The sequence below is a fragment of the Streptomyces sp. P9-A2 genome, assembly GCF_036634175.1.
GTDB classification, from domain to species: Bacteria; Actinomycetota; Actinomycetes; order Streptomycetales; family Streptomycetaceae; genus Streptomyces; species Streptomyces pratens.
The window spans coordinates 7,995,188-8,021,947 of record NZ_JAZIFX010000001.1 but is presented as its reverse complement, the minus strand read 5'-3'; the positions used below and the strand labels follow the sequence as shown (position 1 = coordinate 8,021,947).

General features: G+C 72.3%; 28 protein-coding genes and 1 pseudogene. 14 read left to right on the top strand and 15 right to left on the bottom strand.

Annotated elements, in window-relative coordinates:
- The first annotated feature begins 22 nt into the window (after positions 1 to 22).
- Entirely contained in the window at positions 23 to 847 is an 825-nt protein-coding gene (locus V4Y04_RS35990) for a hypothetical protein (protein WP_443080145.1), read from the top strand.
- A 97-nt stretch (positions 848 to 944) separates the two neighbouring features.
- Here V4Y04_RS35990 and V4Y04_RS35985 read toward each other — a convergent pair whose 3' ends face one another.
- Complete coding sequence (locus tag V4Y04_RS35985; RefSeq protein ID WP_332432467.1) at positions 945 to 2,171, bottom strand: hypothetical protein; 1,227 nt, start codon at positions 2,169 to 2,171, stop codon at positions 945 to 947.
- Between the two features lie 322 nt (positions 2,172 to 2,493).
- On the opposite strand from V4Y04_RS35985, the gene V4Y04_RS35980 reads away from it, so the two are divergent.
- The 3 genes from V4Y04_RS35980 (at position 2,494) to tgmB (ending at position 4,132) form a co-directional block, all read left to right on the top strand.
- Positions 2,494 to 2,820 carry a YkvA family protein gene (locus V4Y04_RS35980; RefSeq protein ID WP_332432466.1) on the top strand — a complete coding sequence of 109 codons (327 nt, stop codon included), beginning with the start codon at positions 2,494 to 2,496 and terminating at the stop codon, positions 2,818 to 2,820.
- Between the two features lie 120 nt (positions 2,821 to 2,940).
- A complete protein-coding gene (tgmA, locus tag V4Y04_RS35975) occupies positions 2,941 to 3,132 on the top strand; it encodes a putative ATP-grasp-modified RiPP (RefSeq protein ID WP_332432465.1) in 192 nt (63 codons plus the stop codon).
- A 16-nt stretch (positions 3,133 to 3,148) separates the two neighbouring features.
- Entirely contained in the window at positions 3,149 to 4,132 is a 984-nt protein-coding gene (tgmB, locus tag V4Y04_RS35970; RefSeq protein WP_332433129.1) for an ATP-grasp ribosomal peptide maturase, read from the top strand.
- A gap of 61 nt (positions 4,133 to 4,193) precedes the next feature.
- On the opposite strand, the gene V4Y04_RS35965 is transcribed toward tgmB, so the two are convergent.
- Positions 4,194 to 4,412, bottom strand: coding sequence for a hypothetical protein (locus V4Y04_RS35965; RefSeq protein ID WP_332432464.1), 219 nt, complete (start codon positions 4,410 to 4,412; stop codon positions 4,194 to 4,196).
- 172 nt (positions 4,413 to 4,584) lie between these two features.
- Positions 4,585 to 5,058 (bottom strand): hypothetical protein, encoded by a 474-nt coding sequence (locus V4Y04_RS35960; RefSeq protein WP_332432463.1) that lies wholly within the window; start codon positions 5,056 to 5,058, stop codon positions 4,585 to 4,587.
- A 199-nt stretch (positions 5,059 to 5,257) separates the two neighbouring features.
- On the opposite strand from V4Y04_RS35960, the gene V4Y04_RS35955 reads away from it, so the two are divergent.
- Positions 5,258 to 6,244: a GlxA family transcriptional regulator gene (locus V4Y04_RS35955; protein WP_332432462.1), complete on the top strand. Its 987-nt coding sequence runs from the start codon at positions 5,258 to 5,260 to the stop codon at positions 6,242 to 6,244.
- A gap of 7 nt (positions 6,245 to 6,251) precedes the next feature.
- Here V4Y04_RS35955 and V4Y04_RS35950 read toward each other — a convergent pair whose 3' ends face one another.
- The 3 genes from V4Y04_RS35950 to V4Y04_RS35940 form a co-directional block, all read right to left on the bottom strand.
- Positions 6,252 to 6,512 carry a DUF5133 domain-containing protein gene (locus V4Y04_RS35950; protein WP_332432461.1) on the bottom strand — a complete coding sequence of 87 codons (261 nt, stop codon included), beginning with the start codon at positions 6,510 to 6,512 and terminating at the stop codon, positions 6,252 to 6,254.
- A gap of 114 nt (positions 6,513 to 6,626) precedes the next feature.
- Positions 6,627 to 8,396 carry an ABC transporter ATP-binding protein gene (locus V4Y04_RS35945; RefSeq protein WP_332432460.1) on the bottom strand — a complete coding sequence of 590 codons (1,770 nt, stop codon included), beginning with the start codon at positions 8,394 to 8,396 and terminating at the stop codon, positions 6,627 to 6,629.
- A 169-nt stretch (positions 8,397 to 8,565) separates the two neighbouring features.
- Positions 8,566 to 9,423, bottom strand: coding sequence for an aldo/keto reductase (locus tag V4Y04_RS35940; protein WP_332432459.1), 858 nt, complete (start codon positions 9,421 to 9,423; stop codon positions 8,566 to 8,568).
- A gap of 601 nt (positions 9,424 to 10,024) precedes the next feature.
- Here V4Y04_RS35940 and V4Y04_RS35935 point away from each other — a divergent pair.
- Positions 10,025 to 11,230 carry a glycoside hydrolase family 64 protein gene (locus tag V4Y04_RS35935; protein ID WP_332432458.1) on the top strand — a complete coding sequence of 402 codons (1,206 nt, stop codon included), beginning with the start codon at positions 10,025 to 10,027 and terminating at the stop codon, positions 11,228 to 11,230.
- Positions 11,231 to 11,548: 318 nt separating this feature from the next.
- Entirely contained in the window at positions 11,549 to 11,755 is a 207-nt protein-coding gene (locus V4Y04_RS35930; protein ID WP_332432457.1) for a hypothetical protein, read from the top strand.
- A gap of 42 nt (positions 11,756 to 11,797) precedes the next feature.
- Here the strand turns inward: V4Y04_RS35930 and V4Y04_RS35925 are convergent, their stop codons facing one another.
- Together V4Y04_RS35925 and V4Y04_RS35920 are read right to left on the bottom strand one after the other, a co-directional pair.
- Positions 11,798 to 13,324: a hypothetical protein gene (locus tag V4Y04_RS35925; RefSeq protein ID WP_332432456.1), complete on the bottom strand. Its 1,527-nt coding sequence runs from the start codon at positions 13,322 to 13,324 to the stop codon at positions 11,798 to 11,800.
- 107 nt (positions 13,325 to 13,431) lie between these two features.
- The gene (locus V4Y04_RS35920; protein WP_332432455.1) at positions 13,432 to 14,232 is read right to left on the bottom strand and encodes an HAD family hydrolase; all 801 of its coding nucleotides are present in this window, start codon (positions 14,230 to 14,232) and stop codon (positions 13,432 to 13,434) included.
- A 107-nt stretch (positions 14,233 to 14,339) separates the two neighbouring features.
- On the opposite strand from V4Y04_RS35920, the gene V4Y04_RS35915 reads away from it, so the two are divergent.
- From V4Y04_RS35915 to V4Y04_RS35905, 3 genes and pseudogenes are all read left to right on the top strand, one after another.
- Complete coding sequence (locus tag V4Y04_RS35915) at positions 14,340 to 14,996, top strand: nucleoside/nucleotide kinase family protein (protein WP_332432454.1); 657 nt, start codon at positions 14,340 to 14,342, stop codon at positions 14,994 to 14,996.
- 30 nt (positions 14,997 to 15,026) lie between these two features.
- Positions 15,027 to 15,281, top strand: a pseudogene (locus tag V4Y04_RS35910) (MurR/RpiR family transcriptional regulator); the annotation flags it as partial.
- A 354-nt stretch (positions 15,282 to 15,635) separates the two neighbouring features.
- Complete coding sequence (locus V4Y04_RS35905) at positions 15,636 to 16,010, top strand: hypothetical protein (RefSeq protein ID WP_332432453.1); 375 nt, start codon at positions 15,636 to 15,638, stop codon at positions 16,008 to 16,010.
- 25 nt (positions 16,011 to 16,035) lie between these two features.
- Here V4Y04_RS35905 and V4Y04_RS35900 read toward each other — a convergent pair whose 3' ends face one another.
- Both V4Y04_RS35900 and V4Y04_RS35895 read right to left on the bottom strand, forming a co-directional pair.
- The gene (locus V4Y04_RS35900) at positions 16,036 to 16,824 is read right to left on the bottom strand and encodes a peptidoglycan-binding domain-containing protein (RefSeq protein ID WP_332432452.1); all 789 of its coding nucleotides are present in this window, start codon (positions 16,822 to 16,824) and stop codon (positions 16,036 to 16,038) included.
- Between the two features lie 73 nt (positions 16,825 to 16,897).
- Positions 16,898 to 17,773: a hypothetical protein gene (locus tag V4Y04_RS35895; protein ID WP_443080144.1), complete on the bottom strand. Its 876-nt coding sequence runs from the start codon at positions 17,771 to 17,773 to the stop codon at positions 16,898 to 16,900.
- 190 nt (positions 17,774 to 17,963) lie between these two features.
- On the opposite strand from V4Y04_RS35895, the gene V4Y04_RS35890 reads away from it, so the two are divergent.
- Complete coding sequence (locus V4Y04_RS35890; RefSeq protein ID WP_332432451.1) at positions 17,964 to 18,380, top strand: Zn-ribbon domain-containing OB-fold protein; 417 nt, start codon at positions 17,964 to 17,966, stop codon at positions 18,378 to 18,380.
- 45 nt (positions 18,381 to 18,425) lie between these two features.
- Here V4Y04_RS35890 and V4Y04_RS35885 read toward each other — a convergent pair whose 3' ends face one another.
- Positions 18,426 to 18,812 carry a PPOX class F420-dependent oxidoreductase gene (locus V4Y04_RS35885; RefSeq protein WP_332432450.1) on the bottom strand — a complete coding sequence of 129 codons (387 nt, stop codon included), beginning with the start codon at positions 18,810 to 18,812 and terminating at the stop codon, positions 18,426 to 18,428.
- Positions 18,813 to 19,029: 217 nt separating this feature from the next.
- Here V4Y04_RS35885 and V4Y04_RS35880 point away from each other — a divergent pair, with 217 nt between their 5' ends.
- Positions 19,030 to 20,397, top strand: a complete 1,368-nt coding sequence (locus V4Y04_RS35880) for a S1 family peptidase (RefSeq protein WP_332432449.1) — start codon at positions 19,030 to 19,032, stop codon at positions 20,395 to 20,397.
- A gap of 223 nt (positions 20,398 to 20,620) precedes the next feature.
- Here V4Y04_RS35880 and V4Y04_RS35875 read toward each other — a convergent pair whose 3' ends face one another.
- The 4 genes from V4Y04_RS35875 to V4Y04_RS35860 form a co-directional block, all read right to left on the bottom strand.
- Positions 20,621 to 20,806: a hypothetical protein gene (locus tag V4Y04_RS35875; RefSeq protein ID WP_332432448.1), complete on the bottom strand. Its 186-nt coding sequence runs from the start codon at positions 20,804 to 20,806 to the stop codon at positions 20,621 to 20,623.
- A 495-nt stretch (positions 20,807 to 21,301) separates the two neighbouring features.
- Positions 21,302 to 22,228: an SDR family oxidoreductase gene (locus V4Y04_RS35870; RefSeq protein WP_332432447.1), complete on the bottom strand. Its 927-nt coding sequence runs from the start codon at positions 22,226 to 22,228 to the stop codon at positions 21,302 to 21,304.
- Between the two features lie 145 nt (positions 22,229 to 22,373).
- Entirely contained in the window at positions 22,374 to 23,003 is a 630-nt protein-coding gene (locus V4Y04_RS35865; RefSeq protein ID WP_332432446.1) for an MBL fold metallo-hydrolase, read from the bottom strand.
- Positions 23,003 to 24,091, bottom strand: coding sequence for an S-(hydroxymethyl)mycothiol dehydrogenase (locus tag V4Y04_RS35860; protein WP_332432445.1), 1,089 nt, complete (start codon positions 24,089 to 24,091; stop codon positions 23,003 to 23,005). Before V4Y04_RS35860 ends, V4Y04_RS35865 begins: the two co-directional genes overlap by 1 nt.
- A gap of 204 nt (positions 24,092 to 24,295) precedes the next feature.
- Between V4Y04_RS35860 and V4Y04_RS35855 the strand changes: the two genes are divergently transcribed.
- A complete protein-coding gene (locus tag V4Y04_RS35855; protein ID WP_332432444.1) occupies positions 24,296 to 26,134 on the top strand; it encodes an ABC transporter ATP-binding protein in 1,839 nt (612 codons plus the stop codon).
- 52 nt (positions 26,135 to 26,186) lie between these two features.
- Positions 26,187 to 26,552 carry a nuclear transport factor 2 family protein gene (locus V4Y04_RS35850; RefSeq protein ID WP_332432443.1) on the top strand — a complete coding sequence of 122 codons (366 nt, stop codon included), beginning with the start codon at positions 26,187 to 26,189 and terminating at the stop codon, positions 26,550 to 26,552.
- Positions 26,553 to 26,760: the final 208 nt, after the last annotated feature.

Here is a 26,760-nt window from a genome sequence, read left to right as displayed (position 1 = left end):
CTGGCCCGTGGACGAGCCGGACATGGAGTGGAATCACGACGCGGTCACAGGTCTGCGGCTGGGAGAGATCAGTCCGCTCCCCGAGGACGACAAGGCCGTACGGCGGCTGATGCGCGACTGCGCGCGAAAAGCGGACGGGAACAGGTGGAACATCCACGTCGTCGTCCACGAGGCGATGACCACGGACGACCGCGGCCGGATGCCGCTCGCACGCTGGCTGCCACCGGGCCTGCGACACCGTGTGGTGGAGCACCGGGCCGCACCGCACCAGCTGCGGGTCGTGAACTGGGCGCTGCGCGACTGTGGCGTCGAGGTGCCGCGCGGCGGTGCGGTGGTTCTGCCCGGCAGCCCGGTCCCGGACGGCTATGACGCCGGGGAGTTCTCGGTGCGCGTGGTCTTCCTGGACGGCACCCGGCCGGCCGGCCTCGTCGACGCGGTGACCCGGTTCGCGGCCCTGCCGCGTCCGCTGCCGGCCGGGGCCGAGGCGGCGCTGACCGCGCTGCGGGAGGACTGGCGCCTGCTGAACCTGGCGGAGCAACTCGCCCGCGAGCGCCGGCTGGTCTCCCTGTACGCCGAGGCGCTGGAGGCCATGACCACGTCCCGCGACCTGTACCGGGAGGCCGCCGAGAGCGCCCAGGAGGCGCTGGCCGCGTACCGGGAGGCCACCGGGACCCCGGGTGTCCGGGCCCTGCCGTCCGGCACACCGGCGCCGTCCCCGATGCGGCGGCTGACCCGCACGTTCGAGCGCCTGGGGTTCGGTCCCGGGGCACGCCGTCCGTCGCGCGCCGAGGAGGAGCGCCGGGTCCCGCCCGCCGCCGACGCGCAGTCGACGTCCTCCGGTCCATAGGGTGGCCTGTCCGGCGCGATCCGCCGGACAGGTGAGGGCCGGACAGGTGAGGGCCGGCCGCCCGTCGGGGCGGCACACCGCCCGGGCCGTACGGAGGTCAGTCCGGCGCCCGGGGTGTGCCGGGCGCCGGCCACACCGTCCCGTGTCTGCCGGGGAACGGGGACGCCACCCGGACGACCAGGGCCGTCAGCGCCAGGAGCGCGGCGACCACGGCCGCCGCGCCGGCGAGCCACTGCGGGGCGAGTGCGAGGCCGGCGGCCCGGGACAGGGCGGCGGACGGGAAGGTACCGCCGTAGGCGTGGGCCCCGGCCAGGGCGGCCGGCAGCACGACCGCCGCCCCCAGTACGAGCACGCCGGGGCGTACGACCAGGAACAGGGCCAGCGCCGTGCAGAGCACCGGCAGACCGACCGCGAGGACGTGCGGGACCAGGGAAAAACCGTCGTCCCGGAGCGGGAAGTGGACCACCGCGCACACGGCGAGGGCCACCGCGGCGGACCAGCTCGACCAGATCATGGACCGGGCGGGCTGTGCGTGCACCCGGCGGGGGTGCCGGATCCGCCGCCTCGAGTGCAGGGCCGCCGCGCCCCGGGGGCCGCGGTGCAGGGGTGGCAGACCCGCCTCCGGTCTCCCACGGCGCTCGTCGTCCCGCACGCCCCCGTGTTCTTCCCCGCGCCGGTCCTCATCCCCGCCGGCGTCCCCGGCCCCTTCCCGGGTTCCGTACGCGGCACCGGTCCGGCCCCCGCGCTCGTCCTCGTACCGGGAGGGTTCGGGCGCGGCACGGTCGAGGTGATCCGGTGGGGGCTGCGCGGCCAGACGGTCTATCAGCTCGATCAGTTCCTCGACGGAACGGCCGGAGGCGGCGGCCCGCAGTGCCTCCTCACGGCAATGGGGTGCCAGCTGCTCGCTGTGCAGCAGTGCCACCAGCCGGGTCACGTCCTCCACCGGACGGTGCGCCGCCGCGGCCCGGATCGCCTCGTCCGCGCTGTCGGCGTCGCGGGGCGGCCGGGTCAGCAGGGCGACCAGACGGGCCACGTCCTCCACCGGGCGGCTCACCCCGATGACGCGCAGGGCGTCGACCACGGCCCGAGTGTGTTCGGGTGAACGGGCCAGTGACGTGATGAGGTCGGCGACCTCGTCCGGGGGGCGGTCCGACACCGCCGCGTACACCAGGTCGCCCACAGGATCGCCGTACTGCTGCCGATGCCACTCCTCCTCGTGGCGTAGGAGTTCCGCCGGGTTCACGTCCGGACGCGGCCCACCGGTGCCGTAGACCGTCCCGGCGGCCGGAAGGGGCGTCGGTGGCGGCTCCGACGGGAGGGCCACGTCCGTTCCGCCGGATATCTCGGAGGCAGTCGGGACGGTCGAGTCGCTCGAGGGACTCGAGGTGTCCGACGGAGGTGTCGATGAGCAGGTGGTCATGCTCGGCTCCATGAATGAAGACTCAGGCCGCTCCCCGCCCCCGTACGTACGACGAGCGACGTTACGTGGACCATTACTAAGCGCCCCGGCCCGGCACGGCCACTCAGCTGGGCCACTGGTATGACATGTGCCACTCCGCCGATCTCTCCGGGTGTCATACCGGAGCCGTTCCCGGGCATCCAGACAGGGAGAGCGGTGTCTCGCCGCCTCTGGAGGAGGACAGCCCGTGGACACAACCACCGTGGTACTCGTGGTGGCCGCCGTCGCCGCGGCCGCCGTGCTGGCCTGCGCCGTGGCCGTCATGGTGCGACTGGTCCGCACCCGGCGCGAGCTGCGGCGCGCCGGCCTGCCCACGGGCCCGCGCTGGGTGTTCTGGGGCGCGGTCCTCTATCTCGTCCTGCCGACCGACCTGCTGCCCGACCCGGTGTATCTGGACGACGTCGGCGTGCTGCTGCTCGCGCTGCGCTCCATGCGCGGATCCCTCGGCGCGGGTTCACCCGGAGCGACCTCCCGGCGCCCGGATCGCGAACCCGCGCGTGACTACGCTCCGTGAGGAAACCAACCACCCGTTCGATTCGTATAAGTCTCTGGAAGCCAAAACAAGTCGGCGGACCAAGCAGCGGTGCACAGCGGGCCGTCGCCTGGTCGGCGCAGCACCGACGAGGGAGAGACGATGCAACCGTTCGCGCTCAACTACGCACGTCCGGCACCGGAGTTGGCCGTAACCACTCCGTATGTGTACAACTCCGGACTGCAGTTGAACGTCCTCGCCGACGGACGAGTGGCGGCCCGCGATCACGCACTGTTGCGAGAGGTGGGCACCACGACGTCCACGGCGGGCTCCAAGACCCATTTCGACGACTGACTGTGTGTCGCAGACGATGACCGTACTGATCCTCACCTGCGAGGAGGATGTGACCGCCGACATGGTGGTCGTGCATCTGCACGACTCCGGAGTTCCGGTGGTACGCCTCGACCCTGCCGATCTGACCGCCGGCGTCTCGCTCTCGGGTGAATACGTGCACGGCCGCTTTCGCGGCCATCTCTCCGCCGGGGGGCGGCTGGTGAGCATCAGCGGGTTGCGGTCCGTGTGGGTGCGCAGGCCGGGAACCCCGGCCGGGCGGGCGGTCCGGCCGTCGCCCTGGCTGACCGAGGAGGCCGCCCAAGCTCTCTACGGGATGCTGCGCGGCTCGGACGCCCGCTGGATGAACCATCCGGACGCGGCCCGGCAGGCACGCCACAAGCCGTGGCAGCTCCGGCTGGCGCAGCGCTGCGGCCTGCCCGTGCCGGCCACGGTGATCACCTCCTTCCCGCGCGCCGCCCGGGAGTTCGCGGAGCGGTTTCCGGACCTGGTGGTCAAACCTGTCTCCGGCTCTCATCCGCAGGATCCGCCGCGGGCCGTGCCGACCAGCAGGGTGGCGCCGGACGCCGACTTCGCCGCCGTGGCGTTCGGGCCGACACTGCTCCAGCGGCGGATCGCGAAGCGCGCCGACATCCGGCTCACCGCCGTGGGCGAGCGGCTGCTGGCCGCCCGCAAGGCCACGGACCCCGGCGCCGAGCCGACGGAGGTGGATGTGCGTTTCGCGCCGCCCGGGGCGCCCTGGGAGCCGGTCGATGTACCGCCGCGTATCGCCGACTCCGTGCTCGCCTATCTGCGCGAGGCCGAACTGGCTTACGGGGCCTTCGACTTCGTCGAGGACGCCGATGGGACGTGGTGGTTCCTGGAGTGCAACCAGTCGGGGCAGTTCGGGTTCGTCGAGGTGGAGACGGGCCAGCCGATCGCGCGTACCGTCGCCGAGTGGCTGGCGCGGCCCGTTCCCAAGGAGACGGTGGAGGCCGACAGGGCGCCCACCACGGCAGGCTGAGGGACCCGTCACCCCGTGGGGGCGGGGTGGTACGGGCCCGCCCTCCGGGGCGGTACCCGGATCAGTGCGGCCTGGGGCCGGGCAGAAGGGCGGTGCGCTGCCAGCCGTTGCCCGGGGACTGCCTACGGTCGAGGCCTCCCTGGGAGTGCCCGGGGGACTGCAGGGGGCCCATGACCAGCTCCAGTTCCCTGTTCACTCGTTCGGCCTCGCTGCGGACCTGGGCGGGCACATCACCGCGCTCCGTGATGAGTCGGTCGTAGATGGGGGATTCCTTGAACACCCTGCAACGTGCCTCTCTGCTTCGCCGGCCCCGGGACGGGGACGCGACTGACGAGTGTAGGCGCCCGGACATCCTTCAGGGGGAATTCACCCGTACGACTTGACGCAGACCGGTACACGAGGGACAGTCCCCGCGCCCCGGGGCAGGAAGCGCGGGGCGGTGCCGGATCCGGTCAGGCGCCCGTGGTCGAACCGGGGCGGACGATCATGAGAACCGTGACCGTCGCCCACAGCAGGTTGAACACACCGGTGAACATGGCCAGTCGCGCTGTCGCCCGCCGGTCGACGGACCGGTGCTGGGCCACCTGCTCGACGAGTTCGTCCTGACGGGGCAGCACGAAGGCGATCAGGACGGCCGCGGCCGCCGCCGTGAGCGCGATGGAGGTGACGAGCCAGCCGTCGCCCAGAACCCCCATGGCGAGCGCGGTGGCCAGCCCGAGCACGGGTACCGCGATGCCGATGCGGGAGTAGACCCTGCAGACGCGGTGCAGCACCTCGACGGTGGTCACCGCCGCCGCGACGGGCCCCTCGCCCCCGCCGGGCACGGCGCGGCGCGCGGCCGGCGGGAACATGCTCGCCGCGACGGTCACGGGACCGACGGCGAGGATGGCGGCGAGGACGTGCAGGGACAGCAGGAACTTGGTCACCGGGGCTCTTTCCTTGGCGTGATCAGCGGTGAAGAGCTCACGCTAAGGGCCTTTTCGACCTTCACCCATGGGCTGGATCGACAGCTTCCTACGGATTCCCGCCAACCGCATCCATCTGCCTTTCCTCCGGCTTCCCGCACCACCGTCCACCCCTGCCCCGGCTCTTACGAGTGGCGGGAATCCACCTATCGTGGCGTTCATGCACTCCGTGGCGATTCTTCTGCTCGACCGGGTCATTCCGTTCGACATGGCGGCACCCATGCAGACCTTCGACTGGACCCGGCTGCCCGACGGCCGGCCCGCCTACCGAGTGCGGCCGTGCGCCGAGACACCCGAGGTGGCGGCGGACGGCGGGCTGTCCCTGCGCGTCGACCGCGGACTGGAGGCGCTGGCGGACGCCGACACGATCATCGTCCCGGGCCGCGCCGACGGCGCCGCGCCGCTCTCCCCCGCCGTCGTCGCGGCGCTGCGCCGGGCGGCCGGGGCGGGCACCCGGATCGCCTCGGTGTGCGTGGGAGCGTTCGTGCTGGCGGAGGCGGGACTGCTGGACGGACTGCGCGCCACCACACACTGGGTGGCCGCGGACCGGCTGGCCCGCGACTTTCCACGTGTCGAGGTGCAGCCGGACGTGCTCTACGTCGACAACGGGCAGATCCTCACCTCGGCCGGTGCCGCCGCCGCGCTGGACATGTGCCTGCACATGGTCCGCCGGGACCTCGGTTCGGCGGTGGCCGCGAACACGGCCCGGATGTCCGTCATGCCGTTGGAACGCGAAGGCGGACAGGCCCAGTTCATCGTGCACGAGCACCCGCCCGTGCCCCGCGGGTCGACCTTCGAGCCGTTGTTCGAGTGGATCGAGGACAGCCTGGCCCACGAGGTCACCCTCGGGGCGATGGCGGCGCGTGCCGGGATGAGCGAGCGCACCTTCGGCCGCCGTTTCCGCGAGCAGACGGGCACCACGCCGGTGCAGTGGCTGCTACGGGCTCGGGTACGGCGCGCCCAGTACCTGCTGGAGAACAGCGACTACACGGTCGAGCGGGTCGCCCAGCAGTCCGGGTTCGGCTCCCCCACGGCGTTCCGCGAGCGGTTCCGCAAGGTGGTGGGCACCACGCCGTACGCGTACCGGTCGGCGTTCCACAGCCGACGGCCCGTCGGGCGGCCCGCCACCACGGGCACCGGCTCGTAGCCGCCGGTCACACGGTCAGGCAGCGGCCGTTCTCACCGTCCGGGTCCGTGGTCCGGCCGTCGGCCGCGGTCCGCTCCTGGGCGAGCAGCGCGTCCGCGCGGGTGACGGCCTCACGGATGCCGGCCGTTCCGGTCATCACGCAGAGCGTGTACGTGATGTCCTCCAGCTCACGCGCCGCGACGGGTGAGTGCCGCTCCGCCTGCGCGATCCGCAGCGTCGCGTAACGCGTCAGCAGCCGTCTGACGGTCTTCGGATCCGGTACCAGCACGAAGGCGCCTCTCTCTCGGTGTGTCGCTGCGCCTACCCGTATTGCGCGGAATCATTCCTCCCATGTGGCCACCTGACCGGAATGACCGGCAACCGGGTGCTTCGGGGTAGCTCGTCAGGCCGCCTGACCGCTGTGCAGGGCGGTGTACGCCCCGCCCCTGCGCAGCAGTTCCTCGTGGGTGCCGATCTCCTGGATCCGGCCGTCCGCCATGACCACGATCCGGTCGGCCCCGCGCACGGTGGACAGCCGGTGTGCCACGACGAAGGTGGTCCGCCCGCGCAGCAGCCGGGCGAGCGCCTCCTGGACCAGCGCCTCGGAGCGGGTGTCCAGTGCCGAGGTCGCCTCGTCGAGGACGAGCACCTTGGGGTCCCTGATCAGGGCGCGGGCGATGGCGAGGCGCTGGCGCTGGCCGCCGGACAGGCGGGCGCCACGCTCCCCGACGAGGGTGTCCAGGCTCTGGGGCAGCCGGTCGACGAACTCCAGCGCGTTGGCGTCGCGCAGCGCGGACCGCACCGACTCCTCGTCGGCGTCGTCCATGCCGTAGGCGACGTTCTCCCTGATCGTGCCGTCGAAGAGGATCGACTCCTGGGGCACGACCGACAGGAAGCGCCGGTAGGTGCGCAGGTCGAGGCCGTTCATGTCGGCGCCGTCGAGGAGCAGGCGGCCCGAGGTCGGACGGATGAAGCCTGTGACGAGGTTGAGCACGGTGGACTTGCCCGCGCCCGAGGCGCCCACGAAGGCCACGGTCTCGCCCGGGGCGACGTCGAGGGTGAAGTCTCGTACGGCGGGCCGCTCGTCCCGCTCGTAGGCGTGGCCCACGTCCTCGAACGTGACCGCGCCGCGCAGGGCGGTGACCCTCGTCTTGCCCTCGTTGTCCTCCAGTTCGGGCGCCTGGAGGACCTCACCGACCGAGCGCACGGACTCGAGGCCCTTGGTGATGACCGGGGCCAGGCCCGCCAGTGTCGTCGTGGAGTTGGTGAGCGTGGTCAGGAAGGCGCTCAGCATCACGATGTCGCCGGCGGTGACGCCCCAGACGTCGTAGTACGAGACCAGCGCCGCGCCGGCCAGCACGAGAACGCCCACCATGTTGAGCACCACCCAGGCCAGCGAGCCGAACCGGCCGTTGACCAGGTCCAGGCGCATCCCGGAGGTGAGCAGCCGGTTCAGGGTGCCGTCCATCCGGTGCAGGGCCTTGCCCTCCAGCCCGTGGGCGCGGGTGACCGGGATGAGCCGGGTCATCTCCGTCACCCGGGACGACAGGGTCTCCACCTCGTGCCGGAAGTGCTCGTTGTGGGTCCGCAGCCGGGACCGCAGCCGGGCCACGAGCAGTGCGGCGGCGGGCACGACGACCAGGAAGACGGGCAGGAACTCGGGCGTGCGCAGGGCGATGATGACCAGTCCGCCGATGAGTACGGTGGTCGCGCCGAGCCCCGTCTCCGCGGTCTGCTGCACCATCTGTTCGACGGTCTCCACGTCCCGCACGACCTTGGCCTGGAGCACACCGGCGCTCACGCGGGAGTGGTAACCGATGGAGAGCTGCTGCATCCGCGTGCACAGCGCGGAGCGCAGGGCGGTGCCCATGCGGCGGACGCTGCCGTACAGCAGGCGCACGTAGAGCAGGTGCAGCGGGTAGTTGACCAGCAGGATGAACATGATGACGCCGGTGCTGGTCCAGAGCTGCGAGATCGGCCGGTGCTGCACCACGGTGTCGATGATGGATGCGGTGATCAGCGGCAGCAGCCAGACGGGACTGTGCTTGACCGTGAAGACGCCGACCGCGGCGGCGAGCCGGCCGCGGTCGGCGCGGAGGAGATAGGCGAGGGTGCGGACCGGGTGCTCGCCCCGGTAGCGGTGGTCGAGTGGTCTTGCCGGCGACGATGTCATCGGCGGTGGTCCTCCCCTGAAGACAGGTACGGCAGGTGCGGTCCGGTTACGGCTGTGCGGCGAACGCGCTCTCCGTCCCGGGCGGGGAGAAAGCGCTTTCCCCTCACCCGGGGTGGAGTACACCAGGCTCCTGCACGTGACCGCACCGGCGTCCACGGCCTGAGATCTCTCAGGCGGCGTCCAGTTCCTCGATCTCCTCTGCGCTCAGCACCAGGTCCGCGGCGCGGACCGAGTCGCGGACGGACTCCGGCCGGCTTGCCCCCGGGATCGGCACGACCACCGGCGACTTGGCCAGCATCCATGCCAGGCACACCCGGTACGGGCTCACCCCGTGCGTCTGCGCGACGCGCGCGAACGGGGCGTACGTCGAGCCCAGGCCACCGGCACGGGTGATACCCCCGAAGGGGCTCCAGGGCAGGAACGCGACGCCGAGTTCGGCACACAGCTCCAGCTCGGGCTCGCTGGAGCGGAAGGCCGGCGAGAACTGGTTCTGCACGGAGACGAGCCGGCCGCCGAGGATGTCCCGGGCCTGCCGGATCCGCTCCGGATCGGCGTTGGAGATCCCGGCCATCCGGATCTTGCCCTCGTCCAGCAGGTCGCGGACGGCGCCGATGGACTCGGCGTACGGGATCCGGGGGTCGGGCCGGTGGAACTGGTAGAGCCCGATGGCCTCCACGCCGAGCCGGCGCAGGGACGCCTCGCATGCCTCCCTGAGGTGCCGGGGGCTACCGTCCAGCGTCCAACTACCGTCGCCGGGACGCAGATGGCCGCCCTTCGTGGCGACCAGGACGTCGCCGCCCCGGTCGTGGGAGGCGAGGGCCTTGGCGATCAGGGTCTCGTTGTGGCCGACCTCACCGGCGTCCCGGTGGTAGGCGTCCGCGGTGTCGATCAGGGTGACGCCGGCGTCCAGCGCGGCGTGAACGGTGGCCAGGGAGCGCGCCTCGTCCGGCCGCCCCTCGATCGACATGGGCATGGCACCCAGCCCGATCGCGCTGACCTCGACATCACCGATACGGCGAGTGTGCATGGATGCGTGACCTCTTCCGGATGTCGTCCCACTACGTCTGGCAAGCGGTTCCAGCCTGGTCCCCCTACCGCGGGAAATCCAATAGAAGAATGCGAACGCATTCAGCAGGTACGGCTCTGAATCGGACGCGAGCCGGTCACCGGAGGCCGGAACCCCCGGGCGGGCGGCCGGCGGCACCCCGCGCCGCGCCGCGCACGACCGCGTCTTCCGGCCGGTTCCAGGAGGTTCACGCGGCTTCGTCCCGAGGGGCGCCGACACCACGGCGGGCAGGGAGCGCTCTCCACCCACTCGGCGCCCCTCCGCCCGGCCCGGCTCAAGCAACCCTTAAGAAGCGCTTAAGCACATGCGGAGTTCTCGCGGGGACTTCAAGTAAGTGCTGATCACAGCGGGTTGAGGGACAAGTCGGCCCCATTGGCGAGGGTGGTTCCGGTCCGTACCATCAGAGCCACGCGCCGACACCGACGTACGGCGTGAGAGCGCTCTCATCGCCATCGGAGAGCGCTACGGGACCTCAACCCCCACACCCCGTCGGCACCTTACCGGGTACCGCTCACCAGGAACGGTTCGTCAGAACCGCTCGATCATCCCAGGAGACCCCCACATGACTCCTCGTCACCAGCGCTCCCTCGGCCGCCGGAAGGTTCTCTTCGCCCTCGGCGGGGCAGCCGTGGCCGTGCCCGCCGCCGCCGCGCTCGCCCCCCACGCCCTCGCGGAGACGTCGCCGGACACACAGGCCGCGGCGGCCGCCGCGGCCCCCCTCCCGCTGACGATCGTCAACAACAGCGGCTCCTTCGGCAACGCGAACGTGCACCTCTACATCGTGGGAAACCAGGACGGACGCCAGGTGCGGCTCACCCCGGACGGCACTCTGGCTCCGGTCTCCCTGTCGGACAACGGCGCCGACGGCTTCACCGACTACGCGATCAGCCTGGCCGGCGGCGGCGAGACCCGGCTGTCCCTGCCGTACATGTCCGGCCGCATCTACGTGGCTCTCGGCCAGAAGCTCAAGTTCAAGGCCGTCGCGGACGGCAACGGCAACGCGGCGTTGCAGTACCCGGCCGGCTGGGTCACCTCGGACCCCAACTACGGTGTGCTGCACGACTGTGCGGAGTTCACCCACAACTCCGCCGGCATGTTCTGCAACACCACGATGGTCGACATGTTCAGCGTGCCGCTGAACATCCGGCTCACCGGTTCCAGGGACCAGTCCACGGGCGTGTTCCGGGACGGCGGCCGCAGTGCCGTGTTCGACGCGCTCAGGCGGGTGGAGGCTTTCTCGCGGCTGGTCGTGGACGACACCCGGATCATCGCGCCGGGCCACGGCCTGGACGCGGGCCTGTTCGCCAAGGACTACCTCGCGCCGTACATCGACGAGGTGTGGAGCACCTACACCGGACGTGACCTCAGGATCACCACCAACGCCGGCACCTTCACCGGCCGGGTGCGCGGCGGCCGGTTCACCTTCGACGGGCCCGCCCAGGTCTCCTTCGGCAGGCCGTCCACCCGGGACGTCCTCTTCTGCGACGGTGCGCTCGCCGCCCCGAACGACGGCACGACCGGCCCGGTCGCCGCCGTGCTCGGCGCCGGCTTCAACCGCTCGACGCTGCTCAGCCACCCCGGCCAGCCGACCACCGACGCCTCGGCCTTCTACCGGACCGAGCTCACCAACCACTACTCCAAGGCCGTGCACACGGCCACGGAGGACGGCAAGGCCTACGGCTTCGCCTTCGACGACGTCGCCGACTTCGCCTCGTACATCCAGGACACCTCCCCCACGGGCGTACGCCTGACACTGTCGCCCTTCTGAGGTCGGTCCGGAAGCCCTGGGAGGGCCGGAGTGCGGGCTGCGTCCCTCCTCGCCCGCGGCACACCGCGGGCGAGGAGGGACGCAGCCGAGGGCACCGGGGCCGTGGGGCGTGACGCGGACGCGCCCGTGAGCGTCGCCCTGCCGTCGCGGACAGGTTTTCCGCGGGCCGGGGAAGGTACTCCTGCACATGAGGAGCGGCCCCTTCCAGGCGGCGCCCCCGTGTTCCGGATGCACTTCGGGCTCCCGCGTTGAATGGTGATACCGGACCCGATGACCGCACCGGGGCCGCTACAGCCCTCCGGACCCGAGGAGTCAGAGATGCCGACGTCCCAGAATGAGGAGTCCAGGCCGCCCGAGGAACGCACCACCCCGGACGGTCTGCTCCACGCCCGTACCGGCACCGATGTGTCGCCGGAGGATCTCGTCCTTGCCTCCGGCAAGGATCTCACCCCGCAGAATCTCGAATGGGCCAGGCGCAAGCTGGCGGAGGAAGGGCCCGCCGCGCTGGACAAGATCCTCCCCTGAACCCGGCCGCGGCCTTTGCCCGGCTTCTCCCGTTCCCGGCCCTCACCGCGGCCCGTCCGTGGCCGTGCCCCTCGGGGCGTCCTGCCCCGGCACCGGCGCGATCCTGACCCGGAGGTCGCCGATCGTGTGCGCGGGCCAGGCGCGGGCGTAGCCGGGCGGGGTCCCGCCGGGGCCGGTGAGCGTGGCGACGGGGGCGCGGTCCGCGGTGCTCAGTATCTCTGCCACCGTGGTGTTCTCGTTGTTCCCGCTCGTCCCGCCGGAGGAGCAGCCGGTGTAGTAGGCCACGGGAATGGCTTCGTGACCGGTGATCAGACAGGGCGGGCGGACACCGAGCCGGTGCAGTTCGCCGGCGGTGCGGGCCCAGTCCCGGCGGCTGTCGGTGTTGCGCTCCACGGTGTGCGTCAGGACGGCCAGCTGCACGGCCAGATGACCGGCCAGCGCGAGCGCGACCAGTGGCGCCACGACCGGCCGCCACGTCCCGGCCGGTGTCCTGGCCAGGTGCCACAGCGCGTCGGCGACGGGGATCGCGAGCAGGGCGTAGGCGGGCTGGAGGAAGCGGGGCGCCGCGTACCCGATCATGAAGAGGTACGGGAGGGCGGCCGTGGCCGCGCAGGCCAGCGGCAGCACGGTGCGCAGAACGCGCCGGGCTCGTAAGGCGACGACCAGCGCGAGGACGGCCAGGAGCGGCAGAGCGAACCACCAGAGGGTGATCACCGGATGGGGCATCGCTCCCGTGCACGGGCGGCACAGACCTCGCCCGCCCAGGCTGCGCAGCTGGTCGTCGACGGCGATCTGCAGGCCGAGCCCGCCCTGGATGCGGGAGGCCTCGGCCAGCCGCTCCCCCGGACCGCCGTACCAGGCGTAGGCCTCGGCCACCCACTCGGCCGCGCCCACCGCGAGGCCCGCCGCGAGCGCGGCCAGAAGGCGGACGTGCCGGCCTGCCAGAGTGAGGACCAGCAGGGGGATCGTCACCCATACGGCGTCGGTGGGCCTCATCATCGCCATCAGCGCGGCCCCCGCCGCGACACCCCACAGCGCCCCGCGCGCCGAGCGGTCCGCGTGGTACCGCAGGAAGCAGCCGACGGCGATCAGGGCGCCGATCGCGACCCACTGGTTGGGCATGGCCTGGGGGCCGTAGAAGAGGGTCACCCACAAGGACGTGAAGAAGGCGCCGGCGGTGACCAGGACCCGGGTGGGGAACAGGCCGTGCCAGGCGCGCAGCGCCAGGTAGAGGCCCAGGCCGGACAGCAGGGCGAGGTAGACGCGCAGCAGTGCGGTGGACTCCGACCAGGAGGCGACGGGCGCCACCAGGAGGGGGACGCCCCGGGCGCGCGGGGCGCTGAAGAACGCGGCCGGGTGGTGGGAGGTGACCTGGCTGACGTAGACGATCTCGTCCCAGCCGAGTCCCAGTGCCGGACGGACGAGGACGAGTTGGGCGACGGTGAAGACGGCGGCCAGGACCGCGAGCGGTGCGGTGCCGTCCGTGGAACGTGGTACGCCCGGCGAGGACGTGCGTGCGCGTACGCGTCGCCGTCCTGCGGCGAGAAGGGCACCCTTGCCGTCGACCATCGTCCGTCCCTCGTCCCGTGTGCCGCCGTTCCTGCCGGTCACTTGCGCGCAAACAGAAACAAATTAACCCGTGGGGCGCGCGGGGGCAGGCGGGACGAGGACTGCGGTCACCGCTCTCCCGGATCTCCCTGTTCTCCGGGCTCGCTCGGCTCTCCGGGCTCTCCGGGCTCTCCGGGCTCTCCGGTGAGCCCGGCGAGGTCCGTCACGACCCGGTCGGCGCCATGGGCGTAGAGCGCGGCCGACCGGCCGACCCGGTCCACACCGACGACGTATCCGAAGCGGCCGGCGCGGCCCGCGTCCATGCCGGCCAGCGCGTCCTCGAACACGGCGGCCAGGCCGGGCGGGACGCCGAGATCCCGGGCGGCGGCGAGGAAGGTGTCGGGGCTCGGCTTGCCGGGGAGGCCGCGTTCGGCGGCGACCACACCGTCCACGCGGGCGTCGAAGAGATGCTCGGCCCCGAGGGCGCGCAGCACGTCCCGGCAGTTGGCGCTGGCGGAGACGACGGCGGTGCGCAGACCGTCGGCGCGGGCCGCCGCGATGTAGCGCAGCGTGTCGTCGTAGGCCTCCACCCCGCCGCTGCGGATCCTTTCCAGGAACAGCTCGTTCTTACGGCGGGCGAGTGCGTGCACGGTCGCGGCGCCGGGCGGATCGTCCGGCGTGCCCCGCGGGAGGTCGATGCCACGGGAGGCGAGGAAGGTGCGTACGCCGTCGGCCCGCGGGCGGCCGTCCACGTACTGGGCGTAGTCGGCGTCGGTGAACGGCCGGAAGTCCGCGCCGTCCCGCTCGCGCAGGAAGGCGTCGAACGCCTGCTTCCAGGCCGCGGCGTGGACCGCGGCGGTCCTGGAGATGACACCGTCGAGGTCGAAGAGGCAGGCCAGGATGTTCTCGGGCAGACCCAGATCCGTCATACCGGACATGGTCCCGCGTCGCGGCGTACAGCACGCGGCGAGAGGCGGACGGCGGCGGGACCGCCGGCGCCGTCCGGGCGACGGGCGGGAATGACACACTCCCCCGTATGACGCCGACCTTCGACGATCTTCTCCACCGTGCCCGAGCCCTCGGCCGGGACGGCCGACGCGCGGTGCTCGGCATCGCGGGCAGCCCCGGGGCCGGGAAGTCCACACTCGCCGGGGAGTTGGTACGGGCACTGAACGGCGTTGGTGAGCCGTGGGTCGCGCACGTCCCGATGGACGGCTTCCACCTCGCCGACGCCGAACTGGACCGGCTCGGCCGCCGGGACCGCAAGGGCGCCCCGGACACCTTCGACGCGGCCGGGTACGCGGCTCTGTTGCGGCGGCTGCGCGAGGAGACGGACGGGGACGTCGTGTACGCGCCCGGTTTCGAACGGGAGCTGGAGCAGCCCGTCGCCGGGGCCGTGCCGGTGGAGCCTACGGCCCGACTGGTGGTCACGGAGGGGAACTATCTGCTGCTGGACACCGGTGCGTGGGCGCGGGTTCGGCCGCAGCTCGACGAGGTGTGGTTCTGCGAGCTGGACGAGGAGGAGCGGGTGCGGCGGCTGGTGACCCGGCATGTGGAGTTCGGCAAGCGTCAGGACGAGGCGGTGGCCTGGGCCGCGCGCTCGGACGGGCCCAACGCCGAGCTGGTCGCGCGGACCCGGCACCGCGCGGACCTCGTGGTCCCGGCGTCGGCGGTGCCGCGTGCGCGCTGCTGACGGGTGGACCGCCCGTGCGCGGCCGGCGGACGGGTGTGCCGGGACGCCGGACTGAGGGTCGCGCTCATCACCGACCTGGCGCTGGGCCCCCTCACGGACGAGGCCGACGTCACCTTCGCCACCGGTACCGGTTCACGCCTGGTGTTCGACTCGTACGCGGCTCCGGGCGTGATGTGCGCGGCACTGCTCCAGGCCATGACGGATGCGGACCCGGAGCGGACGCAGGCCCGGCTCGACGGGTACGAGCAGGTCGCCGACCAGCACCAGTTCTTCCTCAGGGACTGAGCCCCGAGGGGCCCGCTCTCCGCCGACGCCGCCAAACGGACCTTCCACTTCAAAGCACGCATGAATGTTTTCATACACCTTGCAAACCACATCGCATATATAAATACTGCTGACGGATCACGACATGTCCACTCCGGACCGCGATCCCCATCCACCACGTCATCACCCGCTCCGCCCGGAAAGCCGACGGTCCGCCCCGCGCAGCCAGACACCTTCGCAGCGGATGACGCCGGCCCCGACCGGACACTCGCACGAACGTCCGAACCCGCCGGCTCCTACCCGCTCCGACGGCCGCGCCGGACCAGGGCCGCCCCACCCGTCGCCCACCCCAGCGACGCCGCACACCCGGAAGCGATGATCATGACCGTGACCTCCACGCGCCCCAGTCCGGACTGGCCCTGCCAGGTCAAGGCCCCCGGCAGCTACGACTGGGAACGCTCGGCGGCCAAGTGGCTGCGCGAGCTGGTACCGGCGCGCTACGCGAGCTACCCCGCGTTCATCCGGCACCCCGTCCTGCTGGCGCGGCACGCCCAGATCCAGGTCGAGCACGAGATCCGAGTGGCGCGTACCGCCCTGCAGACGGCACGGGCCGACCTGCCCCGGCTCGGCCTGCACGAAGGAGTCATCGAGCACACGATCAAGCTGTACGCGGCCGAGGTCCTGCAGTTGCAGCACATCGCGCGCAGCGTGCGCGCGGTCACTCGGGCCCTGGTGGAATCGGGTCGCTGACCGGCCGGAACGCGCCGGCCGGGCGTCATCCCGTACGGGACTCCAGCGCGCGGCGGGTGTCGTCGCCGTAGACGCCGGTCTCGTCCCCCTGGACGCCGTACCAGAGCTGGAACCGGGCGACGGCCGCGGACAGGGTGGCGTCATAACGGCCGCTGGTGGCACCGTCGCGGTAGACGTCCGGGACACGCAGGAGGCGTTCCTGGAGTTCGGCCACCTCGGGGCCCGAGTCGCCCTCACTGAGGAACCCGGGGGCGGCCGGAGCCCGCTCGGGCGGCGTGGCGGGTGCTGTCGCGGGCGGGCTCGCGGAGGGGCGCGGGTCCGGCACGGCTCGGTGCTCGGCGCGCTGCCCCAGGAGCAGGACCGCACCGCCGAAACCCAGTACCGCCGCCGCGGCCACGGCGATCGCCACGGCGGCCCGCCGCGTCGCGGGGCCGTGCGGGGGCGGACGCACGGGGGTGCGCGAGGGCCGGCCGGGCCCAGTACCACCGTACGAGGGGCCTTGGGGCGCACGGCGGCCGGGGGGCGTGCGCCCGGATGCCGGACCGTGATGGGTGAAGCTCTCGCCGGCGGGGCCGGGCACGGTCGTCGGCGGCCGGGCGGGCGGTTCGGGAGCGACCGGCGGAAGCTCCTGCGTCTCGTCCTCCGCGCCGGTCGCCGGCCGGGGCAGGGTGACGGACTCGTAGTCTCCGCGATCCTCCCGTTCGAACTCCTTGAACAGTTCGGCGAGGGCGTCCGTGCGGCGCGGGCGCAGGACGCGGACGGGCTCGAGGGGCGGGCCGTCGTGCGGCTGCCCGGGGTCGGACGGCGTCGGCACGCTGCTCTCCTTCCGCTACGCACGAGGGCGGAGCCGCCCACGGGAAGAGATACGCGCCCAGGGGGGCGGAAGTTCAGCCGGCGGCGCGCAGAAAACGGTGCAGGGAAGCCGTCATGGCGGACACGAAGGACTCCCGGGACTCCGTGCCCAGGGCGTCGAGGGACAAGTACGGGTTCAGGTCCTCCAGCTCGACCAGCAGCAGTTCGCCGTCCGGGGCACGGCAGGCGTCGACCCGCTGGATGCCGTGGTCGAGAGTGTTCCAGTCGACGAAGCTCCGGGCGAACTCCAGGTCGCGCGGGGTGACTTCGTAGGGTTCCAGCTGCCAGCGCCGGCCGGGGTCCGGGGCGTACAGGGCGTACTGGAGGTCGTGGTCGACGAAGTAGAAGGAGACCTCGTACGCGAAGTCGATGTGCGGCTGCACCAGGACGCTGCCGTCGATGAACTCCCGCACGGTGTCCCCGGCGACGACGCGCAGCCCCATCGAGTCGGCGCCGAGCCTGGGTTTGACCACGTACCGGTCCGCCGCGGGCAGCAGTCGCAGGTCCTCGGCGCGGTCGACGGTGGGGATCACCGGCCGCCCGGCGGCGCTCAGTTCGAGCAGGTACTGCTTGCCCGCCATGTCGCCCCGGCCGGTGAGCGGGTTGTAGACCGGCTTCCCGGTCTCCGTGGCCCGCCGGCGGAAGGCTTCGTAGGCCTCCGGGTACGTCAGCACCGGACCGCTGTTGCGGACGACCACGGCGTCGAATCCGTCCAGCAGCGCGGCGGCGTCCCGCGGGTGGCAGAGCGCCAGGTCGAAGTCGGCGCGCAGTCGGGAGGTGAGGTGGACGTCCTCGTCGCCGTAACGGCGCCCGCGGGCGGGATACGCCAGGTCGGTGACGTACAGGAGGCGGGGACGGGTGCGGGCGGGCGCCATGCGGGGCTCCTCGGAGGACGACAGGGGTTTGATCATATGAATGATCCGCAGGCATCGAACCGGCCCGGGAACGCGGTGGACGCAAAGGAGGGGTACGGAGTGCCTTTACGGGTGGCACTGAGTGCCATACGCTGTCGCTGTGCACGGTGGCACACGACACACCGGGCACGTGCGTGCCGGGCATCGTGCACGCGGGATGGCGGCCGATTGCAGGGAGTTGACCAGCGTGTACCACCACTCAGGAAGCGTGACTCAGCAGGCAGCCGGCGCCACGACGGGGCTGCTCGAACCCCAGGGCGCGAACAGCGCGGAGGCCATGGCCTTCCAGCGGTGCACGTGGTGCGGCACCGCGATGTACCACCGGCTGCTGTGCCCCGTCTGTCAGGGCAGCGACCTGCGCACGGAGCACAGCGCGGGCGTCGGCACGGTCCGTCACTCCACGACGCTGCACCGCAATACGCCGGCCGCCAGGAACGTGTCCCTGATCGAGATGGCCGAGGGCTTCGTCATCCGCGGCCGGGTCATGGGCCCGCCCATCGGCATCCACAGCGGGGACCGGGTACGGCTGTCCACGGCCAAGGACCCGGTGCGCGGCGAGCCGGTCTTCCAGCTCGTCGACGAGCCCTACCGCGCCTGGACCTGACCGCCCGGAACCGGTCCGGGCGGCCCGAGTCCGGGCGGCCCGCGTTCAGTCGGCCAGGGTGATGCGGATACCGACGGTGCCGTCCCGGCCCCGGCGCAGCCGGCTGCCGAGCAGCGTCAGCCGGCCCGGCAGGCCGTACTTGCGGCCGAGCAGCCCGCGGTAGCGGGCGGTGGTGGCCTCGTCGCAGATCTCCGCGGTGGCCGGGACCTGGCCGCCGGTCGGACGGCCGCGTACGTCGCAGGGGCCGACCAGGACGTCGGCGCGGGCCCGGATCCGCTTGACCTTCCAGGAGTCGGCGACGGTCCAGACCCCGAGCGCGTTCCCGTCCCGCACCACCCACACCGGGGTGGCCACCGGCGTACCGTTCCGCCGGTAGCTGGTGACCAGCAGGTACTTTCCCGCTCCGAGCCGTTCGAGCAACGCGTCATCCATAACCGGCAGTCTAGTGTTCGGGCACCGTCTCCTGCCCGTCGTGGGCGCCGCCCCATGCGTACGCCGGGCCTTTCGACAGGCGGGCCGCCACCTCCCGCACATCGGATCGCTCCGGCGGTGAACACCGCGGGGCCCGCGTCCGTATGGACTGAGGGCACTCGACTCAGCGGAGGCCCCGCGGTGTTCGCACCGCGCTGTTCTGGTTCGGGAGTCTTGCATGAGGCACGCACGACGACGGGTCGTCCGGCGAGTGGCACGGCTGGCGGCCGTCGGCGGACTCCTCCTCGGAGCGACGATGGTGACCCGCGCCGTCGCAAGTGAACCGTCGGCGCCGGACCCGGTTCCGTACGCCGCGGCCGAGGAGGGCACCGGCCCCGGCTCCGCCCTCGTGGCACGGCTCGGCGCCTCCCGCAGTGCGGGCAGCTGGCTCGGCGAGGACGGGCGGACGGTCGTCGCGGTCACCGACGAGAAGGCGGCGTCCGAGGTACGGGAGGCCGGCGCCGACCCGAAGATGGTGCGCCACAGCATGCGCGACCTGAAGTCGGCCACGAAGACGCTGGGTTCGGCGCCGCGCGTGCCGGGGACGGCCTGGGCGCTGGACTACCGGTCCAACGAGGTGGTGGTCCGCGGCGACAGCACGGTGTCCGCGAACGACTGGTCCGACCTGACCCGGGTCGCGGAGGGGACCGGCGATTTCGTCCGTATGGAGCGCACCGAGGGCACCTTCACCACGCGGATCAACGGGGCGGAACCCATCCTGTCGACCGCCGGGCGCTGTTCCGCGGGCTTCAACGTGACCGACGGCAAGCGCGAGTTCATCCTCACGGCCGGGCACTGCGGGCCGGACGGGTCGGTCTGGTTCGCCGACGACGGGGGCAGGAAGAAGGTCGGCACCACGGTCGGCGGCAGCTTCCCCGGCGACGACTACTCCCTGATCGAGTACGACGGGGGCCGGGTGGGCGAAGGCGCCGGTGTCGTGTCGGTCGGCGACGGCCAGGGCGTACGGATCACCGGCGTGGGCGACCCCACCGTCGGCCAGCGGGTGTTCCGCAGCGGCAGCACCAGCGGACTGCGCGACGGGGAGGTGACCGCGCTCAACGCGACGGTGAACTATCCGGAGGGCACGGTCAGCGGCCTCATCGAGACCAATGTGTGCGCCGAACCCGGTGACAGCGGCGGCCCGATGTTCTCCGAGGGCATCGCGCTCGGGGTGACGTCGGGCGGCAGCGGAGACTGCCGGCAGGCGAGCGGTACGACGTTCTTCCAGCCGGTCACGAAGGCACTGGCGCAGCTGAAGGTGGATCTCCTGGTGGCCCCGAAGGCCGAGGGCGGCGCGGACACGGCCGCTCCCGCTCCGTCGGCTTCGGCGGGCGCGGCGGCGGCCCCGGACACCGCGTCACCGGGCTCGTCGGCGGCGGGGATCAACGCGTCGACGCTGCTGTCCCGCCTGGCCGACCCGCGGAACGTGGGGCCCGGGATGCTGGTCATCGGGGGCAGCCTGATGGCCCTCGTGGCGACCCGCTGGATCCGCGCGGAGCAGGACCGCAAGGCGTACCAGCGGTACTACTCGACGACATGGGGCTGAGCCGGGTACCGGCACAGGCACGTTCTCACCGGAGCCCGGGCGCCGGTGAGAACGCTCAGACGTGACACAGGCGGCCCGGGCCACGAGAACGGCGATGTGCCCCGGGCCGGCGAGCCGGGCCGGGGGTACGACCGGGATCAGGGCCCGAGCCGAGACCGAGGGGCGAGAGGGCGTGCGGAAGGAGCCCGGCGAGGATGACGGGCGGCGGGGCCGGTGCGGCGCCTCAGGCCGCCTCGGCCCGCTCCGGGAGGGCCTCGGCCCACTCCTGGACGAGGCGCTGGTACTCCGCGCGCTGCTCGCCGCTCAGTGTCCCGCCCGACCGGAGCCACAGGGCCCGGATCTCCTCGTTGACCTCGGCAGCCGATCGCTCGGATGAAGGTTCAAGAGTGATGGACATGTTGTGAAGCATAGGGCCACCGGTGTGAAAGCCACGTGAGTAATCATGAGCTAACAAGACATATCGGACAGTGTTGCTGATCACGTCCATCTGCCATGGAACGTGGGCGAGTTCACGTTCCTCGCCCCCGGACGGCACCCCTCCCGGCCTCCCCTGCTCCTCACCGCCCGGCGCGGCCGGCGGATGGCGGTGGGCGCGGAAGTCCTCGCGTCCCGCGAGCCGGCGGAGTCCCCGTCGCCAGGAGCGAACCGTCCGGTGCCGGACAAGTGCCCTCGTACCGGGGACCATTGCGGCATCGTGTTCCCCGGCCCTCCGAAGGGCACCGAGGAGGCGGTCGCCGGCCGAAAGGACTTCCCGACGTTCAGCTCCCCGATCACCCCCTACGCGGCCGGCGTGTGCGCGTCGCGGACCGGCCTCGTTGCAGGGCGGCACCCGGCTGGAGATCCCGGACTTCGGGGGCGCCCCGAAGGGGGGACCGCCGGTCACCCCGGCAGGGCGGGCGGACCGTCAGCGGTACCCCGTGACGTCCGCCGGCCGGCCCGGGTCCTGGACCTCGACGAGGTAGCGCCAGGCGTCCGGGCGGCTGCCGTCGAGGTCGGTGAAGCCGTACTCCCGGGCGAGGCCGCCACTGGAGAGGGAGGTGCCGTTGAAGCGGGACACCCGCGGGTCGGCGGCGAGCGCGGCGACGGCCCGCCCCACATAGCGCGGGGTCTCCGAGATCGCGAAGTGGGGGACGCGGGGCAGGGCGTCCCGCCAGTTGTCCTCCCGCACCCCGAACTCGTCGAGCATGATCTCCGAGCGGAGCCAGCCCGGGGTGAGCGCCACCGCGGTGGCGCCGCGCGGACCGAGTTCATGGCCGAGGGCGAAGGCCATGCGCAGGACGGCCGTCTTGGCGAGGTCGTAGAAGAAGGAGACGCGGTAGGTGTCGCGGTTGTAGTCCGCGGTGCCGTCGGTGACCTCCACGACCAGACCGCCGGGGTGGCGCAGCAGCAGCGGCAGGGCGTGGTGGCTGGTGACGGCGTGCGTGTCCACCGCGAGCCGGAGCAGGCGCAGCCCCTTGTCCAGGTCGTGCTCCCAGACGGGAGCGTCCCACTCGAAGAGCTTCTCGCCGCCCCAGATGTCGTTGACGAGGACGTCGAGGCGGCCCTGCTCCGCGGCGATGCGGTCGACGAGGGTCTTGACCTGGGCGGGGTCCAGGTGGTCGGTGGGGACGGCGATGCCCCGTCCACCTGCCTCGGTGACCAGGTCGGCGGTGTCCTCGATGGTCTCGGGGCGGTCGTACTCGGAGCGCTCGGCGCGGGTACTGCGTCCGGTGACGTAGACGGTGGCGCCCGCCGCGCCCAGTTCGACGGCGATGCCCCGTCCGGCGCCCCGGGTCGCCCCGGCGACCAGTGCGACCCTGTTCTGCGACGACCCTGTGGTCGACTCCGGCATGTCCGGCCTCCCGTCACGCGTGACAGCGATCTGCTGTCGTTACGAGAGTGACGGGTAAGCCGGACATCCTCTGTCACCTTTTCCCGGCAGTCGCCCGGTCGGACGTGACCACGACGGGTACCGGGGCGGAGTCGCCGGAGCGGCCTCAGTGGCCGCGGGCGATCCACTCCTCGAGGTGCGGGGCCTCCGCGCCGATGGTGGTCGAGTCGCCGTGGCCGGTGCGCACCTTCGTCTCCGGCGGGAGCGTGAGCAGCCGCTCCCGGATCGAGTCGACGATCGTCGGGAAGTGGGAGAACGAGCGGCCGGTGGCGCCGGGACCGCCCTGGAACAGGGTGTCTCCGGTGAACACGGTGGCGAGCCCGGCGTCGTACAGGCAGACCGCGCCGGGCGCGTGCCCCGGCGTGTGCAGCACCGTGAGGTCGGCGCCGGCCGCCTCGATCACCTGGCCGTCGACCAGCCAGGCGTCGGGATCGCGGTCCGGGTGGGTCTGCTTCCACAGCGGCAGGTCGTCGTGGTGCAGCCAGATGGTGGCACCGGTGCGGTCGGCGAGGGCCGGCGCGGCGTCGATGTGGTCGTTGTGGGCGTGGGTGCACACGATCGCCTTCAGGCGGCGGTCGCCCACCGCCTCGACGATGGCGTCGGCGTCGTGGGCGGCGTCGATGACGATCACCTCGTGGTCGTCGCCGACGATCCACACGTTGTTGTCGACGTCCCAGGTGCCGCCGTCGAGGCTGAACTGCCCGGAGGTGACGAGGTGTTCGATGCGGGTGGTCATCAGAGCACCACCACCGAGCGCAGGACGTCGCCCTTGTGCATCCGCTCGAAGGCCTTCTCGACCTCGTCGAGCTGGATGGTCTCGGTGACGAACGCGCCGAGGTCCAGGCGGCCCTGCTGGTGCAGGTCGATCAGCATCGGGAAGTCGCGTGAGGGCAGGCAGTCGCCGTACCAGGACGACTTCAGGGAGCCGCCGCGGCCGAACACGTCGAGGAGCGGCAGTTCGAGCTTCATCTCCGGGGTGGGCACGCCGACGAGGACGACGGTGCCCGCCAGGTCACGGGCGTAGAAGGCCTGCTGATACGTCTCGGGGCGGCCGACGGCCTCGATGACGACATCGGCGCCGAAGCCGCCGGTGAGTCCGCGGATCGCCTCGACGGGGTCGGAGGTGCGGGAGTTGACGGTGTGGGTGGCGCCCATGGAGCGGGCGGTCTCCAGCTTGCGGTCGTCGATGTCGACGGCGATGATCTTCGCCGCTCCGGCGAGCCGGGCCCCGGCGATGGCCGCGTCGCCGACGCCGCCGCAGCCGATGACGGCGACGCTGTCGCCGCGGCCGACGTTGCCGGTGTTGATCGCGGCGCCGATGCCGGCCATCACACCGCAGCCCAGCAGGCCGGCGACCTGCGGGGAGACTTCGGGGTCGACCTTGGTGCACTGGCCGGCGGCGACGAGAGTCTTCTCGGCGAAGGCTCCGATGCCCAGGGCCGGGGAGAGCTCCTGGCCCGTCGAGGCGAGGGTCATCTTCTGCTTCGCGTTGTGCGTGTCGAAGCAGTACCAGGGGCGTCCGCGCAGACAGGCGCGGCACGCGCCGCACACCGCGCGCCAGTTGAGGACGACGAAGTCACCGGGGGCGACGTCGGTGACGTCGTCGCCCACCGACTCCACGACACCCGCGGCCTCGTGGCCGAGGAGGAAGGGGAAGTCGTCGTTGATGCCACCCTGCTTGTAGTGCAGGTCGGTGTGGCACACCCCGCAGGCCTGGATGCGGACGACCGCCTCACCCGGCCCCGGGTCGGGTACGACGATCGTCTCGATGCGTACCGGCTCGTCCTTGCCCGGTGCGATCACGCCGCGTACTTCCTGCGCCATGGTGCTGGCTCCTTCGTCTCCCGGTGGTACCTCCTCCCGACCCTACGCGACCTGCGCGGGAACCGGCCGGTGGGCTCCACGGCAGGTCGGAACGCGGGGCGGGCCGGGGGGTTTCGTGCCGGGTGCACGAGGGCGGGCCCGGCGGCCCGTGGGCGGACCGCTGCGACGTAGCCTGAATTCTCCGCCCGACGCCGAGGGAGCGACGTGAGCATCGCAGCACAGAAGTCCGACCCGCCCGCCTGGCGGGCGCTCCTCGGTTACGTACGGCCGCACCGGTGGGCCCTGCTGGGCGGCGCCTCGCTGTCCCTGCTGACGGGGGCGACCGGCCTGATGCTGCCGCTGGTCGCCCGCGACCTGATCGACGACCTGTCCGACGATCGGACCATCACCGGCGCGCTGATGCTGATGTCGGCCCTGGTGATAGCCAACGCCGTGCTGGGCGCGCTGGGTTCGTACGTGCTGCGGCGCACCGCCGAGTCGGTGGTGCTGGGGGCGCGGCGCTCGTTGTCGTCGTATCTGCTGCGGCTGCGGATCACCGCCGTGGACCGCAGCGAGCCGGGGGACCTGATGGCCCGCATCACCTCCGACACCACACTGCTGCGGGAGGTCACCACGGACTCGCTGGTGGGCCTCGGCACAGGCGGTCTGACACTGATCGCGACCATCGCGCTGATGGGTTTCGTCGATCCGGTGCTGCTGGGGGTCACCCTGGCCGTGATCGCGGGCGCCGGGACGGTCCTCGCGCTGATCGTGCCGCACATCAGCCGGGCCGGCCGGCAGGCGCAGGACGCGGTCGGCGTGATGGGTGCCTCACTGGAGCGGGTGCTGGGCGCGCTGCGCACGGTGAAGGCGTCCGGTGCCGAACCGCGTGAGGAGCGTGCCCTGCACGAGGCGGCCGAGGAGTCATGGCGGCAGAGCGTGCGGGCCGCCAAGTGGTCGGCGGCGGCGGGCAACACGGCGGGGCTCTCGATGCAGGTCGCGTTCATCACGGTGCTCGCGGTGGGCGGGGCCCGGGTGGCGACGGGCGCCATCGACATCGGCACGCTGGTGGCGTTCCTGCTGTTCGTCTTCTACCTCATGATGCCGATCCAGAGTGTCGTGGGCGCGATCACGCAGTATCAGACGGGCAGCGCCGCTCTGGCCCGGATCCAGGAGGCGCTGCGGCTGCCCGCCGAGCCTGCCGCGAGGCCCGCGGCCCTGCCCGCGCCGGGTGCCGCGCCCGCCGCGCTCGCCTTCGAGGACGTGCGTTTCCGTTACGCGGACGATCTGCCGTACGTGCATCACGGGGTGACGTTCGCCGTGCCCGCGCGGGGCATGACCGCGTTCGTCGGTCCGTCCGGCGCGGGCAAGACCACCGTCTTCTCCCTCATCGAGCGCTTCTACGAGCCGGATTCCGGGATGATCACCCTCGACGGGCGGGAGCTGGCCGACTGGGAGCTGTCGCGGCTGCGGTCCTCGATCGGCTATGTGGAGCAGGACGCGCCCGTCCTCTCGGGTTCCCTGCGCGACAACCTGCTGCTCGGGAACCGGGAGGCGGACGACGACGAGGTGGCGCGGGTGGTGAAGACGACCCGGCTCGACGGTCTGGTGGCCAAGCTCCCGGAAGGGCTCGACACGCTGGTCGGGCACCGTGGCACCAAGCTGTCCGGCGGGGAGCGCCAGCGGGTCGCGATCGCCCGCGCGCTGCTGCGCAGCCCCCGGCTGCTGCTGCTCGACGAGGCCACCTCGCAGCTCGACGCGGTGAACGAGGCGGCGCTGCGCGACACCGTCGCCGAGGTGGCCCGGACGACGACGGTGCTGGTGGTCGCGCACCGGCTGTCGACGGTGACGATGGCCGACCGGATCGTGGTGATGGACGCGGGCCGGGTCCGCGCGGTCGGTACGCACCGGGAACTGGTGACCGCCGATCCGCTGTACGCGGAGCTGGCGGCGACGCAGTTCCTCGCGGCCGTCGGGTCCGGACGGCGACGGCTGTGCCGGGTCAGGAGGAACGCGCGGGCCGGGCTTGCCGTGCCCGGCGGGCGGGGGGAGGCTCGTAGGTGAGGCCCGGCGTGGCCCGCTCCGGACCGGGCCGAGGCCCTCGAAGGAGGTCATCATGGCAACCTCGGCAGCACCCCGCTTCGGCACCGACACACTGCGCCGCGGGCTCGAGGCCCCGACGGCCGCGCCCCTGACGGCGCTCTACGCGGACGACGCCGAGCTGCGCGTCGTGGACCGCAACACCCAGCCCAGCCGCCCCATGGTCCTGCACGGCAGGGACGAGATCGCCACCATGCTCGACGACGTCTACAGCCGTGACATGACACACCGGTTGGAGCGGTGCGTCGTCCAGGACGACCAGGCCGCCTTCAGCGAGACCTGTGTGTACCCGGACGGGGTACGGGTGTACTCGGAGTCGATGGTCTCGCTGCGGGACGGAAGGATCACCGAGCAGACGATGATCCAGGCCTGGGACGAGTAGCGATCCCGTTCGGCCGGACGCCGGGGAACACGGGACGCGGTCGGCGCCCACGCTCCGGTCGTGGAGCGCGGGTGCCGGCGTCGGCACCCGCGGAAATCTGTCGTGCGCACATCGGGCAGCAGCAATCGATCGACGCTCGATCAACGCTCGACAGATCCGTGCCGCACCACTCGCCGTCCCCCGGGGCCGGCCATAGAGTGACCTTCGT

Excerpts from the sequence above, each read along its gene's own strand:
- V4Y04_RS35880 (WP_332432449.1), top strand. The coding sequence starts at position 19,030 with ATGAGGCACGCACGACGACGGGTCGTCCGGCGAGTGGCACGGCTGGCG.
- V4Y04_RS35885 (WP_332432450.1), bottom strand. The coding sequence starts at position 18,812 with ATGGATGACGCGTTGCTCGAACGGCTCGGAGCGGGAAAGTACCTGCTG.
- V4Y04_RS35945 (WP_332432460.1), bottom strand. The coding sequence starts at position 8,396 with ATGACATCGTCGCCGGCAAGACCACTCGACCACCGCTACCGGGGCGAG.
- tgmA (WP_332432465.1), top strand. The coding sequence starts at position 2,941 with ATGCAACCGTTCGCGCTCAACTACGCACGTCCGGCACCGGAGTTGGCC.
- V4Y04_RS35920 (WP_332432455.1), bottom strand. The coding sequence starts at position 14,232 with ATGACGGATCTGGGTCTGCCCGAGAACATCCTGGCCTGCCTCTTCGAC.
- V4Y04_RS35875 (WP_332432448.1), bottom strand. The coding sequence starts at position 20,806 with ATGCTTCACAACATGTCCATCACTCTTGAACCTTCATCCGAGCGATCG.
- V4Y04_RS35955 (WP_332432462.1), top strand. The coding sequence starts at position 5,258 with ATGCACTCCGTGGCGATTCTTCTGCTCGACCGGGTCATTCCGTTCGAC.
- V4Y04_RS35915 (WP_332432454.1), top strand. The coding sequence starts at position 14,340 with ATGACGCCGACCTTCGACGATCTTCTCCACCGTGCCCGAGCCCTCGGC.
- V4Y04_RS35865 (WP_332432446.1), bottom strand. The coding sequence starts at position 23,003 with ATGACCACCCGCATCGAACACCTCGTCACCTCCGGGCAGTTCAGCCTC.
- V4Y04_RS35930 (WP_332432457.1), top strand. The coding sequence starts at position 11,549 with ATGCCGACGTCCCAGAATGAGGAGTCCAGGCCGCCCGAGGAACGCACC.
- V4Y04_RS35850 (WP_332432443.1), top strand. The coding sequence starts at position 26,187 with ATGGCAACCTCGGCAGCACCCCGCTTCGGCACCGACACACTGCGCCGC.
- V4Y04_RS35905 (WP_332432453.1), top strand. The coding sequence starts at position 15,636 with ATGATCATGACCGTGACCTCCACGCGCCCCAGTCCGGACTGGCCCTGC.
- V4Y04_RS35925 (WP_332432456.1), bottom strand. The coding sequence starts at position 13,324 with ATGGTCGACGGCAAGGGTGCCCTTCTCGCCGCAGGACGGCGACGCGTA.
- tgmB (WP_332433129.1), top strand. The coding sequence starts at position 3,149 with ATGACCGTACTGATCCTCACCTGCGAGGAGGATGTGACCGCCGACATG.
- V4Y04_RS35895 (WP_443080144.1), bottom strand. The coding sequence starts at position 17,773 with ATGATCAAACCCCTGTCGTCCTCCGAGGAGCCCCGCATGGCGCCCGCC.
- V4Y04_RS35860 (WP_332432445.1), bottom strand. The coding sequence starts at position 24,091 with ATGGCGCAGGAAGTACGCGGCGTGATCGCACCGGGCAAGGACGAGCCG.
- V4Y04_RS35990 (WP_443080145.1), top strand. The coding sequence starts at position 23 with ATGGAGTGGAATCACGACGCGGTCACAGGTCTGCGGCTGGGAGAGATC.
- V4Y04_RS35935 (WP_332432458.1), top strand. The coding sequence starts at position 10,025 with ATGACTCCTCGTCACCAGCGCTCCCTCGGCCGCCGGAAGGTTCTCTTC.
- V4Y04_RS35940 (WP_332432459.1), bottom strand. The coding sequence starts at position 9,423 with ATGCACACTCGCCGTATCGGTGATGTCGAGGTCAGCGCGATCGGGCTG.
- V4Y04_RS35870 (WP_332432447.1), bottom strand. The coding sequence starts at position 22,228 with ATGCCGGAGTCGACCACAGGGTCGTCGCAGAACAGGGTCGCACTGGTC.